Origin of the sequence: Acrocarpospora macrocephala (genome assembly GCF_009687865.1) — a bacterium.
Taxonomy (GTDB): domain Bacteria; phylum Actinomycetota; class Actinomycetes; order Streptosporangiales; family Streptosporangiaceae; genus Acrocarpospora; species Acrocarpospora macrocephala.
Genome location: NZ_BLAE01000008.1, coordinates 80,956 through 94,063 on the forward strand (window position 1 = coordinate 80,956; position 13,108 = coordinate 94,063).

Annotated in this window: 12 protein-coding genes; 2 read left to right on the top strand and 10 right to left on the bottom strand. The window is 66.4% G+C overall.

The genetic code is table 11. From position 1 onward, the window contains the following. Positions 1-556 precede the first annotated feature (556 nt). The 10 genes from Amac_RS07340 to rpmH form a co-directional block, all read right to left on the bottom strand. Complete coding sequence (locus Amac_RS07340) at positions 557-850, bottom strand: pirin-like C-terminal cupin domain-containing protein (RefSeq protein ID WP_155353704.1); 294 nt, start codon at positions 848-850, stop codon at positions 557-559. Positions 851-1,628: 778 nt separating this feature from the next. Beyond that, positions 1,629-2,153, bottom strand: a complete 525-nt coding sequence (locus Amac_RS07345; protein ID WP_155353554.1) for a hypothetical protein — start codon at positions 2,151-2,153, stop codon at positions 1,629-1,631. Positions 2,154-3,163: 1,010 nt separating this feature from the next. Continuing rightward, positions 3,164-4,222, bottom strand: a complete 1,059-nt coding sequence (locus Amac_RS07350) for a ParB/RepB/Spo0J family partition protein (RefSeq protein WP_155353555.1) — start codon at positions 4,220-4,222, stop codon at positions 3,164-3,166. A gap of 167 nt (positions 4,223-4,389) precedes the next feature. After that, on the bottom strand, positions 4,390-5,166 hold the full coding sequence (locus Amac_RS07355; protein WP_155353556.1) for a ParA family protein: 777 nt from the start codon (positions 5,164-5,166) through the stop codon (positions 4,390-4,392). A 372-nt stretch (positions 5,167-5,538) separates the two neighbouring features. Beyond that, positions 5,539-6,276 (bottom strand): 16S rRNA (guanine(527)-N(7))-methyltransferase RsmG, encoded by a 738-nt coding sequence (gene rsmG, locus Amac_RS07360; protein ID WP_155353705.1) that lies wholly within the window; start codon positions 6,274-6,276, stop codon positions 5,539-5,541. 426 nt (positions 6,277-6,702) lie between these two features. Beyond that, entirely contained in the window at positions 6,703-7,197 is a 495-nt protein-coding gene (locus Amac_RS07365; RefSeq protein WP_155349630.1) for a Jag family protein, read from the bottom strand. A gap of 30 nt (positions 7,198-7,227) precedes the next feature. Next, on the bottom strand, positions 7,228-8,178 hold the full coding sequence (gene yidC, locus Amac_RS07370; RefSeq protein WP_155353557.1) for a membrane protein insertase YidC: 951 nt from the start codon (positions 8,176-8,178) through the stop codon (positions 7,228-7,230). A gap of 4 nt (positions 8,179-8,182) precedes the next feature. Further along, positions 8,183-8,428: a membrane protein insertion efficiency factor YidD gene (yidD, locus tag Amac_RS07375; RefSeq protein ID WP_155349658.1), complete on the bottom strand. Its 246-nt coding sequence runs from the start codon at positions 8,426-8,428 to the stop codon at positions 8,183-8,185. Positions 8,429-8,499: 71 nt separating this feature from the next. After that, a complete protein-coding gene (gene rnpA, locus Amac_RS07380) occupies positions 8,500-8,841 on the bottom strand; it encodes a ribonuclease P protein component (RefSeq protein ID WP_155353558.1) in 342 nt (113 codons plus the stop codon). Positions 8,842-8,935: 94 nt separating this feature from the next. After that, on the bottom strand, positions 8,936-9,073 hold the full coding sequence (gene rpmH, locus Amac_RS07385; protein ID WP_155353559.1) for a 50S ribosomal protein L34: 138 nt from the start codon (positions 9,071-9,073) through the stop codon (positions 8,936-8,938). Positions 9,074-9,598: 525 nt separating this feature from the next. On the opposite strand from rpmH, the gene dnaA reads away from it, so the two are divergent. Then, on the top strand, positions 9,599-11,296 hold the full coding sequence (gene dnaA / locus Amac_RS07390) for a chromosomal replication initiator protein DnaA (protein WP_155353560.1): 1,698 nt from the start codon (positions 9,599-9,601) through the stop codon (positions 11,294-11,296). Between the two features lie 665 nt (positions 11,297-11,961). Next, the gene (dnaN, locus tag Amac_RS07395; protein WP_155349626.1) at positions 11,962-13,098 is read left to right on the top strand and encodes a DNA polymerase III subunit beta; all 1,137 of its coding nucleotides are present in this window, start codon (positions 11,962-11,964) and stop codon (positions 13,096-13,098) included. The last annotated feature ends 10 nt before the right edge of the window (positions 13,099-13,108 follow it).

The window sequence follows — 13,108 nt, forward strand, 5'->3', positions numbered from 1 at the left end:
CCCCTTGTTCTCCTCCGGGCTCCGCCCGGCCCCACGATCGCCGTGGCGCCTCCCACCCGCCAATCAAGGCTGACTGGCCGACGGCTCCCGGGGTGAGGGCAGTCCCGGCGACCGCCCTCACCGTGGCTCCTCCCGCCCTGCCCTCCAAGGCTGACTGCCCGACGCCCGCGGGGGCCAGACCCGCCCTCTCCGTGGCTCCCCCGTCCAGCCCTCCAAGGCTGACGCCCGCGGTTCCCGGTGAGGGGAGTCCCAGCAGCGTGCCCTCGCCAGCCAGGAGCTAGCCGCGCACCGGGTGATCGTCTGGACTAAAGAGGCGCGGGCGCTATCCCCACCCCCGCCCTGATTTCGCGTGGCACCCCCCGCGGCATGTAACCCCGTCGCTTGGCGTGCGAAAGGCTCCGGCATGGGGACGTGTACCAGGAGTCGCTGACCCTGGATCGGGTGGGCAGCGCGCTCGTGAGGAGCGACCCCAGCTAGGCGGAGCGGTACTGGCGCCAGGCAATTGGGGAGTTCAAACGCAGGGCGTGCCGGAGGGCGCGACCATTCGAGAGTGGCGTCAATGGCCAGGCTCTGAAGGGGTTCGGTCATCGCTCTGCTCTCGTCCCCCTGGGAGTCGTCCCCGGGCGATGGCCGACAGCGACGATATCCGCGACCGAAAGACCCTCGCCGAAGCCTCGGCCCGCTTCCCCCGTTCTCGCGGAACTCGGCGATGTTCCTCGTGGCTGTGGCTTACAAAGCTCCACCACTTCACGATCTCCTCCTCGAGCGGCTCGCCACCGAGGAGCAGAAGGCGGGAGGGCCGAAGCGGCGGAGGCCTGATTTGAGATGCCGATTGGCTGCGGGATTGGATTCACGGCGGGCTTCCCCGCTCCCTAGACGACCCGCCGCATCGCCCCCGCCTCCGAGCGGCAAGGGAGTCACCCGAGCTCGCACTGACGCCGAAAAGGTGATGTCTGTGGTCGCGTTTCACGTGAAACACAGCTACGGTCGAGCGTCGCGGGGGAGAGCTGCTCAGTCAGCGCTCGTCGAACACTGCGATGTTTCACGTGAAACAGTCGTCGCCGCCTATGCCCAGCCACGCAAAGAGGCAAGCCTCAAACCCGCAAAGGTCCGGCACTGTTTCACGTGAAACCACACCGGCTCAGTCGAGTCCGGAGCTCGCACCAAGAACCAATCTCCCCCGGGCCAAGCAAGAAGATCTTCGACAAGCGACCACCGAACGGCGAGCCCAAGACACTGGCCGTACTCAACGCGGAGCCAAGACACTGGCCGTGCTCAACGCGGAGCACGGCACCGTCCTAGCTATCGTCGACCGACCCGCCGCCATAGGCGCCCTGCCGCTGGCGGTTACCAAGGGAACGCCAGATGTCGTGTCGCCACCTGCCCGGCCTGACGAGCGTCCTTCCTGGCCGCATTCGCCTCCCCCAGCGACCCGGTTTCCCGGGCCTACTACGAAATGGGGGTGGCCAGAGCAAACGCCACACCCAAGCCCTCCCACCTCTGCCCGGCCAGACGCCAGGGTCGACGTCCTGTTCGTCATGCTCCGGCGACAACGACTTCTACGCATCCCGGCCAGCCGCTCCGGTCAAGGTGCGTGGGGGCGGAATGTCGTCGCGGTGAGTTCAGGTCTAGGCGGTGCTGCCAGCGCCGGAGAGCGAGCACCCCACACCGCGGAGTCGTGGGTCCGCCAGCAACACCATGCGGTCGGCGACGGGATCGAACCCGAGCACCGGGTTCCCGTAGTCGCCTTCGGCGGTCATGGCCACCGGCTTGCCCAGCCGGCGGCCGATCGCGCTCAGGAAGCCGCACAGGACGTCCACCCCGGCCTGGCCCTGCAACTCGCGGAGGTCTACGTCGAAGTCGATCTCGTCGGCAGAGTATGGCCGGAAGATCGCCAGTACATCCGCGACCGGCCAGACCCGCAGTTCGACCGCCTCGGAGTCGACCGGACGCGTCAGCACCTCTGCCGCCGACGGCAGTGGCCCAACAACGCCGCCCTCGGAGAACTCCCACGTCCATCCACGCGACTGGACCAGGTCGAACACGGCCTGCCAGTCATCGACCGAGGTGCCAGCCACGAACACGTCCGGCAGAGTACCCATCAAGTCAGGATCGAAGAAGTTCCTGACGTCGTCCCACAGCAGATCCGGCATCCCGTCATGCTGCCCTGCCGGCCCGCTCGAATGCAGCCCGATTCCCTTGACGAACCCCCACAGACGCAGCCCCAGATCCGGATCCGATCAAGGTGATTTGACCAGCGACAGCTGGCCCTGAGAGCGGTCATCAGGAAACCCAGACTCACGGCCGCGTGGGTCCTGCCAGGCGGACACCAGATTCCGGGCCAGCGGTCAACTCTGATGGCCGCCCGCCTGGAGGGACAAAACCCCGGCGCCGTGGTGATGACGGCCGTGACGATCGACTGCGGTAGTTGAGCACCGGTGATGGCTAGGGCGATCGGCGCCGTGTGCCTCCTTCGTCGGCCCACGCCATCGTCGTCGTGGGCCCTCATCTCACGGCAGAGAGAGGCCACGTACCTGGATGTGAGATGGCCGTCAGCCGTCATGTCACGTGACCATGCACCCAGACCCCGCCGTCCGTGGATCAGGAGAAACTGATGACCGCTAGCAGGCCCCACGTCCAAGCACTCTGGCTCCACTTGTGGATCCTCGGTAGACGCGAAGTTCGCGTGGGTTTTGGCCTCATCTCCAAGTGATCGGCGGGCTTGGAACTGCATCGACGAGGGGCAGCTCGGGCGAGGCCAGAATTCACTGGTCCCTGTTCCCATCTCGCGGAAGGTGACCCGGACGGCCATGCCGATCCCCACGTCCGCTGGTGCGCAGTCCACGACGTTCCCATGATCGGCTGGCTGCGGCCACCCATGTTGGGCGGGTGGGGCCGGGAGGCGTTGATACAACCAATCACGGGCCGTTTCACGTGAACCATTTCCGACACAGCTCGCCACCACCAGCCCGATCGGTCACATCCACGAGATCGACTCGTTCACCGTCGCAGAGAGAGGGCGACCGCCGATCCTCGTCTGGGGCGGCGGCGACAGCGCGAGCAGGCGAGTCCCCGAACCCGGCACAAAACCAAACCCCCGATCCGGATCGGATCGGGGGCTGTTTCACGTGAAACCATGATGGTTTCCTGGTGAGTTCGTGGGCTACTCCTCGAAGGAGCGCATCTGGTTCGCGGTGTCGGGGGCCATCGTGCTGATGATGCGTTCAAGGTCGTCGATCGTGGAGAACTCCACCACGATCCGCCCCTTCCGGCGCCCTAAATCGACTTTGACCCGAGTCTCGAAGTGATCCGACAGGCGATCGGCCAAGTGCCGGAGGGCGGGGGCTGCGGGCTGCTTCGCGCGGGGTTTCCGGGGGGCCGGGCCGGACTTGACGTCTCCGATGGAGACGATCTCCTCAACGGTTCGGACCGTCATGCCCTCGGCCACGATGCGGTCGGCGAGGCGTACCTGCGCGGCCGGGTCGTCGAGGGGAAGGAGCGCTCGTGCGTGCCCGGCGGTGATCGTCCCGGCCGCCAGGCGCTTCTGCACCTCGGGTGCCAGGTTCAGCAGTCGCAGCGTGTTGGTGATGTGCGACCGGGATCGGCCCACCTTCTTCGCCAGCTGCTCGTGCGTCGCCCCGAAGTCGTCCAGCAGTTGCTGGTAGGCCGCCGCCTCCTCCAGGGAGTTGAGCTGCTCCCGCTGGAGGTTCTCGATGAGCGCCTCGCGCAGCATCTCGTCGTCCTGCGTGCTGCGGACGATGGCGGGGATCTGGTCGAGCCCGGCCAGCTGGGAAGCGCGCCAGCGCCGCTCCCCCATGATGAGTTCGAACGTGCCGGCCCCGGACGCCCGGACCACGACCGGCTGCAGCAGCCCGACTTCGTTGATCGACGCGGCCAGCTCGTCCAGCCGATCCTCGTCGAACACCTCACGCGGCTGGCGCGGGTTCGGCACGATCGCCGTGAGCGGGATCTCCTGGAAGTACGCCCCGGCGACCGGCCGCAGCCCGGACAGCTCGTCGAGGTCGGCCGGGGGAGATCCCGCCGATGAACTTCCCCCGTAGCTCCCGGATCCCCCTGAACCGCCCAGGCCACCTGAACCACCAGGACCGCCTGGCCCGCCAGGGCCCCCGGGACTTCCCGCGGCGACACCCGGATCGACGATCGGCCCGGTGGGAATCAGGGCACCCAGGCCCTTCCCGAGTCCCCGACGCTGCTGACTCAACGATGCTCCTTACCGACCGAACCGCACGGCCCTATGGCTTGGCCGCGCCTGTGTCTGGCCTGAGGAACACAGGGAGCGAAGCGACCAGAGAGACGAAGGGAAGACACAGACTCCCCAGCGGCCACGCCCGCCGTGCCGGAGGCGCGGCCATCAACAAGGCTACCGGTTCACGCGTCGGCAACCGCCGCTCCGCGATAGGCCATCTCGCGAGCCGCCTCCATATAGGCCATAGCCCCACTCGAACCGGGGTCGTATGTCATGACCGACTGCCCATAGCTGGGCGCCTCGGACACGCGTACGCTCCGGGGAATGACCGCGTCGAGGACGGTGGCTCCGAAGTGGGAGCGGACTTCCTCGGCCACCTGAGAGGCCAGGCGGGTACGGCCGTCGTACATGGTGAGCAGAATCGTGGACACGGTCAGCGTCTGGTTCAGGTGTGCCCGGACGAGTTCGACGTTCTGCAGGAGCTGGGTCAGGCCTTCCAGCGCGTAGTACTCGCACTGGATCGGGATCAGCACCTCCTGGGCCGCCGCCATCGCGTTGACCGTGAGCAGGCCGAGCGACGGCGGGCAGTCGATCAGGATGTAGTCGAAGTTCATCTTCGACTCGAAGGCCGCGAACGCCCGCTTGAGCCGGGTCTCCCGGCCCACCATCGGAACCAGCTCGATCTCCGCGCCGGCCAGGTCCAGGGTCGCCGGCGCGCAGAAGAGGCCAGGCATGTCCGGGACCTCGGTCACGATCGATTCAAGCGGCAGATCCTCCACCAGGACCTGGTAAATCGACGGCACTCCGGCGCGATGTTCGGTCGCCAGGGCGGTCGACGCGTTACCCTGCGGGTCCAAGTCGACGACCAGCACCCGCAATCCGTGCATGGACAGCGACGCGGCCAGGTTGACGGCACTCGTCGTCTTGCCAACGCCGCCCTTCTGGTTGGCAATCGTCATCACCCGGCATTTGGGCGGGTGCGGCCAGCCTTCCTCACGACGAGCGGAATATCCGACCGGCGTCGCAGCCGCCGCCGTAGGTGCCGCAGTGGGTGCGGTTGTTTCACGTGAAACCACAGAACTCAGTGCCTCTCGAACCAGCGGGGAATCACCTGGGTTAAGCGGGGGCTGGGACACGACGGTCGTCCTTTCATCCGGCGGTGCATCCGGCAATCCATCGGACAGCACCTCCGACAGCATCTCCGGCAACGCGTCCACCGGTACATCCGGCAGACGGAGAAAGTGGCCAGCCGACCCCCGACAGCTGCCCCGATCGCCCGTCCGCGAACTCATTCGGCCACCCCAAGCCCGTTACCGCACCAGGAACGACCGTCACCTCTTTCGTCGGCGCCGTGCACCTCGCTTCGCGACCTCATGCCGACCTCTGAGATCACCGTCTCTCACGCCCTCATGCCGACGTCCCACACTGGGCTTGGGCCCGGCGATAACCCGGACAAGAGTTGCGGGTGGCTCGACTTTACCGTGCCCGACCGTGACTAGCTCGGCCGTTCGCGCCCCAGAGGCACGCAATTGGGACGCGGCACCGTGCAATTCCTCGGCCGCGCGCTCCCCCTTCATCGCCAGCAGCATGCCGCCCGGTGCGAGCAGCGGCATCGCCCAGGTCAGCAGCCGATCGAGCGGCGCCACCGCCCGCGCGGTGGCCACCTCGAACTCGCGCTCACCGGCGACCTCCTCGGCCCTGGCTCGCAGCACTTCGATGTTGTCCAACCCCAGCGCGTCGACGCACTCGTGCAGGAAGACCGTGCGGCGCAGCAGGGGTTCGAGCAAGGTCACCTGGATGTCCGGCCGGACGATCGCCAGCACGATGCCGGGCAAGCCGGCGCCGGAGCCGATGTCGACCAGGCGCACATCCGGCGGTACGGCTTCCGCGATCACCGCGCAGTTGAGCAGATGGCGATCCCAGATGCGGGGGACCTCCCGGGGTCCGAGCAGCCCTCGAACTACCCCGGGGCCCGCCAGCAGATCGGCGAATGCCTCGGCCCGCGCCATCGCCGCACCGTGAAAAACCTCGTAGGCCACATCGGGGGCAGGGGGAAGTTGCTCGCTCATCTCTCCGGTCATCTCTCGTAGGGTATCGGCCGGGCGGCAAACCACCGGCCAGGCATGCGGGGGTGGCTTGCGTCTACAGCACGACCACCGAGGCACGGCCACAACAATGCAATCGGGCGACGCGAATCCGGGGTCCGCCGAGCACCCCAGTGCGGCCGGGAAGTTTGCGGACGCCCCCACACCAATCGGGTATGGCGTCGCGTTCCCGGGGTTCTGCATTGGCCCGGAGGCTTGGGCACGCCCACACCGCGTTTCCGCGGTTGTGGGTTGGCCGGGGAGGTTTGCGCAGCCCACTTCGATTGGATACGGCACCGCATTCCCCCGGTTGTGCGTTGATCCCGGAAGCTTGCGCACTTGGTACGCGCAAGCCGTACACAACAGGAAAGCCGTCGATCCCGATGAGATCGACGGCTTTCGATGGGGGACTCAGACGGGGAGGATGACGACGAAGCGGCGGGGCTCCTCGCCTTCCGACTCGCTGCGCAGGCCGACGGTCGCGACCGCGTCGTGCACGACCTTTCGCTCGAACGGGGTCATCGGCTGGAGCGCCTTCGGCTCGCCGGTGGCCTTGACGTCCTCCGCGGCGGCCGTGCCGATCTTCGTCAGTTCGGCTCGGCGGCGCTCGCGGTAGCCTGCGACGTCGAGCATGAGCCGGGACCGCTCGCCGGTCTGGCGGTGGACCGCCAGGCGGGTCAGCTCCTGGAGCGCCTCCAGCACCTCGCCGGAGGGGCCGACCAGGTCCCCACCCTTGAGGCCGACGACCGACACCATCGCGCGGTCGCCCTCGACGTCCATATCGATGTCGCCGTCCAGGTCGGCGATGTCGAGCAGGCCTTCGACGTAGTCGGCCGCGATCTCACCTTCCTGTTCGAGGGCGGCGACATCGGGAGCCGCCTTGACGGTCTCCTCAGCTTCGGTCACGTCCGAACTCCTTCTCACATTGCTCGGTATTCACGACTTCTTGCTGCCGGTCCGCTTACTCCGCGACTGGCGGGTCGGCTGCTGCCGGACGATCTTAGGCTCGGGCGGGGCCACGGGCTCCTCGGCCGTCTCCTTGGTCTTCCGGAACCGCGAGAGCAGGCTGGCCGGCGGCGTGGGCGGGATCAGGTTGCCCTTGGCGTCAAACTGCGGCATCGGGTTACGGCTGTAGAACCAGTGTTGCTGACCCAGCGTCCACACGTTGGTGGTAACCCAGTAAAGAATCAGCCCAAGCGGGAAGTTGAGGGAAAAGACGGCAAACAGCGGCGAGATGTACATCAGGATCTTCTGCTGCTGCGCCATCGGATTGTCCGGCATCTGCGCCATCGAGCGGGTGACGCTCTGCCGCACCGTCAGGAAGGTCGTCAGCGAGCTGATCGCGACGAAGACCACCAGGACGATCTTGGCGACGACCGGGTCGGCGTTGTACTTCGCGATGTCGGCCGCGCTGGTGAAGAAGGTCGCCGGGAAGGGCGCGCCGAAGATGTGCGCGTCGCGGGCGTTGTTCACCAGTTCCTGCGACATGCCGAACTTGGGCTGCCCGTGCGCCATCGCGTTCAGCACGGTGAACATCGAGATGAAGATCGGGAACTGGGCCAGGATGGGCAGGCAGCCGCCGAGCGGATTGGCGCCGCCCTCCTGGTAGACGCGCATGACCTCTTGGTTCATGCGCTGCTTGTCGTTCTTGTACCGCTTACGCAGGTCCTGGATCTTGGGAGCCAGTTCCTGCATCTTCTTCGACGAGCGCATCTGCTTGAGGAAGAGCGGGAAGATCAGGATACGCATCAGCACGGTGAGCGTGATGACGGTCAGCGCCCAGTTCAGGCCGCTGTCGGGACTAATGACAGTGCTGTAGCCCGTGTGGATCCACGTGATCACTTGAGCGATGGCCGTATACAGCCAATTCAGCCAGGACAGCTCCACCGAGCTAGCTCCCTTGCGTGTTGTGGGGTCGAGGGGGCACGGGATCGAACCCGCCGGGGTGGAAGGGATGGCATCGGCCGATACGCCTGATGGTCAACCACACCCCGCGCAACGCCCCGTGAACGGCGATCGCCTCCACACCGTATGCGCTGCAGGAGGGGAAGAATCGGCAGCGTGGCCCGAAAAGGGGGCTGATGAAAGCCCGGTAAAATCTTATCGGAGCCACCAGAATCCGGGCAGCGGGCGACATCGGGACGGGCGTGGTGCCCGGTGTTCCCGAGGTCGCTGGTGCGGGCTGCTCGGCTGTCATGACCGTCCATCTCAGGGCCGCCGGAGAAGTCGTTCGAGCGCGACATCGAGATCGGCGGCCAGGTGTTCGCTGCGCGCGGACGCGGCCGGAGGATTGGCGCGTACCACCAGCAGGCTACCTCTCGGAAGTAGGTGTATACGTGCCCGCATCAGGTGTCTGAGCCGCCGCTTGACCTGATTGCGCACAACTGCCCCGCCGACGCCCTTGCTGACGACGAATCCGACAAGTGGGGGAGAATCCCCTTCACCGGCGCGGAAATGGGCGACCAGCGATGGACGTCCGGCGCGGCGCCCGCGACGGATCGCCTCGGCGAACTCGTCACCCCGCCGCATGCGGTAAGCGGACGGCAGCACCGGCTACTTCCTTATATAAGGTGACCCGCCGCCACGGGGCGGCGGGCGTTCCTCAGTTCGGCTGCGAAATCAGGTTGTGGATCAGACGGGTGGATCAGACAGTCAGCTCGGCGCGGCCCTTGCGGCGGCGGGCGGCCAGGATGGCGCGGCCGGCCCGGGTGCGCATGCGCAGCCGGAAGCCGTGGGTCTTCGCGCGGCGACGGTTGTTCGGCTGGAAAGTACGCTTGCTCACGAGTGGGCTCCAGGCTTGAGTGACACCCGGGACGGTCCTCGGGCGTAGTCCGATGCACGATTTCCGACTCACCGATCGCAGGGCATGCGAAATAGCCGTCACGGATAAGCCGACCGCAACACGTTACGGGGGATCCGCCCGATGGTCAAACCGGCGGGCATTCCTCATTAGTCTGATCATCAGCGCAGAGCGTGACCATACCAGTGTGCAGCGGAGTTTTCCCCAGGCTCGTGACCTGGTTTTCCACCGGTGGTCCGGCCGTCCACACCCTGTGGTCGCGGCAACCACTAGGCTGTGGACAACGTCTTGAACGCGGGTGGGCACACCGCTACTGTCAGGCGTTCAGACCTTCCTCCCCATCCCGAAGGCTGTGCACGACCTGTGCACAACTTGTGGATCCTCTGTGGATCTCTGTGGATCAAGTAGCGGGGACTGGTGCCGCCGGAACGACCCCGGCCATAAGCGGGTGTGGATAACGGATCGCGGCGTGCGAGCGGGGGCCGCGTAGGGAGGGAGGGCCGAGCCGTGGACGGTGTCGACCTCAACGCGGTATGGGCCCGCGCACTTGCCACCCTCACCGAGGAGGGCGTTTCCGGGCAGCAGCGTGCCTTCCTGCAGATGACCACGCCATCGGGCCTGATCAACGACACGATCCTGCTGGCCGCCCCCAATGATTTCGCGAAGGAAGTCCTGGAAGTACGGCTTCGCCCGCTGATCGCGCACGCGCTCTCGCAGGAGCTGGGCCGCCCGGTCCGGATCGCGGTCATGGTCGACTCGACCAACCAGCAGCAGGGCGGGCAGCAGCAGCGCGAAAGTTATCCCCAGGGTCCTGGGCAGAACTACCCGCGCCCCTCCGGATATCCCCAGCAGGTGGACAACGGTTTTCCCCAGCAGGGAGGGGCACAACCAGCCTTTGGCCAGGACTTTCGGCAGGGCGGTCCGGCGTTGTCCCCCGATTATCCACAGGGTGGTCCACAGGCCAAGCCGGGTTTCTCGTTCGCTCAGGATGGTCCACAGGAGGCCCAGCAGCCGCACGCGCAGCCGTCGGCGGAGCCGTACCCATCGCCGGGAGGGCAAGGCGGGGGTATTCCGACAGAGCCGCCCAAATTCGTAACGGAGCCGCCCACGCCAGAGCCCGTGCAGAACCGGTGGGAGAGTCGCGGCGGGAGCCGTACCAGCGGGGAACCGGCGCGGTTGAACGCCAAGTACACCTTCGACACCTTTGTCATTGGAGCCAGCAACCGGTTCGCGCACGCGGCCGCGGTGGCGGTGGCGGAGGCGCCGGCGAAGGCGTACAACCCGCTGTTCATCTACGGGGACTCGGGGCTGGGGAAGACGCACCTTCTGCACGCGATCGGCCACTACGCGCAGAGCCTGTACGACGGCGCCCGGGTCCGGTATGTGAGCTCGGAGGAGTTCACCAATGACTTCATCAACTCCATCCGCGACCACAAGGCCGACGGGTTCCGGGCCCGCTACCGCGCGGTGGACATCCTGCTCGTGGACGACATCCAGTTCCTGGAGGGCAAGGAGCAGACGCAGGAGGAGTTTTTCCACACCTTCAACACCCTGCACAACTCCTCCAAGCAGATCGTCATCTCCAGTGACCGCGCGCCGAAGCAGCTGGTCACGCTGGAGGATCGGCTGCGCAACCGGTTCGAGTGGGGCCTGATCACCGACGTGCAGCCGCCCGAGCTGGAGACCCGGATCGCGATCCTGCGCAAGAAGGCCATCCAGGAGGGGCTGGCCGCGCCGCCGGACGTGCTCGAATACATCGCCAGCCGGATCGCCACCAACATCCGCGAGCTGGAGGGCGCGCTGATCCGGGTGACCGCGTTCGCCAGCCTGAACCGGCAGTCGGTGGACATCCAGCTGACCGAGGTCGTGCTCAAGGATCTGATCAGCGAGGACGCGGACACCGAGATCACCATCGCGCTGATCATGTCGACGACGGCCGAGTACTTCGGGGTCTCGCTGGAGGATCTGTGCGGCGGCTCGCGGTCGCGGGCGCTCGTGACGGCCCGGCAGATCGCCATGTATCTGGCCAGGGAGCTGACCGACCTGTCGCTGCCGAAGATCGGCCAGCAGTTCGGCGGCCGGGATCACACCACGGTCATGCACGCGGAGCGGAAGATCCGGTCGCTGATGGCCGAACGGCGCTCGATGTACAACCAGGTGAACGAGCTCACCACCCGCATCAAGCAACGCGGTCGCCAAGCTTGATTCACAGGCTGTGGATATCTCTGTGGATCACTGCCGCTACACCTCACAGCCGTGTTAACAACGCTCTGAAGATCTTTTAGCGAGCCACTTTTCCCACACCCTGTGGATAACTCTGGGGACAAGTTGGGGATAACTTGGGGACAACCTGTGCATGGTCTGTGGACGCTCTGTGCACAGTGGAAAAATCACCAACCGGGATGGGCGTGTCTCCCGTGGATAACCTGGGGAAAACCTGTGGGTAACCTCCAGTAACCAGTGGATGACGGACCGTTTTCCTGGGGATGGCCTGTGGACGACCGAAAGTTCCCCACAGGCCACGCTTCGTCATCCACCGTTTACCCACAGGTGCGGTGGACAACGGCAGCCATGCTGAGCTGCGAAAACAGGGGTTCATCCACATATCCACAGCCCCTATGAATGTGACTACGTTCTCTCTCACTAGGGAAATCAAGAGCAACAGAAGGGCTTCGCGGAGCGCCAAGGTGCGGGAGAGTTGACACCTGTGGGCGAGCGACGAGGATGGGCGTTCGCTGCTACGTCCGCCGAGCAGACCGCACATCCGCAACGGGAGTACTGCCCACTCCCCGCGAGGGATAACCGCGTTCGTCGGACATGCGACCGCAGAGACAGCAACAAGCCATGAAATTCACAGGAGGCTGATCCACGTGATGTTCCGGGTCGACCGAGACGTGCTCGCCGAGGCGGTCGCGTGGACGGCACGTAGCCTGCCCGCTCGCCCTTCCGTGCCCGTGCTCGCGGGCATGCGACTGGAAGTGACCGAAGACCACCAACTGAAGCTCTCCGGCTTCGACTACGAGGTCTCCGCCGAGGTAACCCTCGATCTGCAGACCGGCGAACCGGGCGTGGTCCTGGTCTCCGGCAAGCTGCTCGCCGAGATCACCCGCGCGCTGCCCGCGCAACCCGTCGACCTGGTCGTCGAGGGCGCCAAGGCGGTCGTCACCTGTGGAAGCGCGCGCTTCACCCTGCTGACCATGCCGGTGGAGGACTACCCGTCCCTGCCGGCCATGCCTCCCGCGGCCGGGCGGGTCGGCAGCGACGTGTTCGCGGCCGCCGTCGCCCAGGTGGCCACCGCGGCGGGCAAGGACGACACCCTGCCCATGCTCACCGGCGTCCGGATGGAGATCGAGGGCGACACCGTCACGCTGGCCGCGACCGACCGCTACCGGCTGGCCGTGCGCGAGCTGAAGTGGCAGCCCGACCAGCCGGACTTCCAGGCGATCGCCATGATCCCCGGGCGCACCCTGGCCGACACCGCCAAATCGTTGATCACCGGCGCCGAGGTGGAGATCGCGCTCAGCTCGGTCGGCGGCACCGGCGAGGGTATGATCGGCTTCTCCAGCTCCGGCCGCCGCACCACCACCCGCCTGCTCGACCCCGAATTCCCCAAGTACCGCTCGCTGCTGCCCACCGAGTTCTCCGCCCACGCCGACATCGCGACCAGCTCCTTCGTGGAGGCGGTCAAGCGGGTGGCCCTGGTCGCCGAGCGCAACACACCGGTCCGGCTCGCCTTCCGCGGCACCGAAGTGGTCCTGGAGGCCGGCAGCGGCGACGAGGCCCAGGCGGTGGAGGTCCTGCCGGTGGAGTTCGAGGGCGACGACATCAACATCGCCTTCAACCACCAGTTCCTGCTGGAGGGCCTGGGTGCGATCGACTCGGACGTGGCCCGGCTGAACTTCACGACCTCCACGAAGCCCGCCATCCTCACCGGTGGAAAACCTGTGGATGAAAAAGCCATCGCGGACTACCGCTACCTGATCATGCCCATCCGCTTGAGCAGCTGACGCGGCCCTC

Excerpts from the sequence above, each read along its gene's own strand:
- Amac_RS07345 (WP_155353554.1), bottom strand. The coding sequence starts at position 2,153 with ATGCCGGATCTGCTGTGGGACGACGTCAGGAACTTCTTCGATCCTGAC.
- Amac_RS07355 (WP_155353556.1), bottom strand. The coding sequence starts at position 5,166 with ATGACGATTGCCAACCAGAAGGGCGGCGTTGGCAAGACGACGAGTGCC.
- rsmG (WP_155353705.1), bottom strand. The coding sequence starts at position 6,276 with ATGAGCGAGCAACTTCCCCCTGCCCCCGATGTGGCCTACGAGGTTTTT.
- yidD (WP_155349658.1), bottom strand. The coding sequence starts at position 8,428 with ATGTCGCCCGCTGCCCGGATTCTGGTGGCTCCGATAAGATTTTACCGG.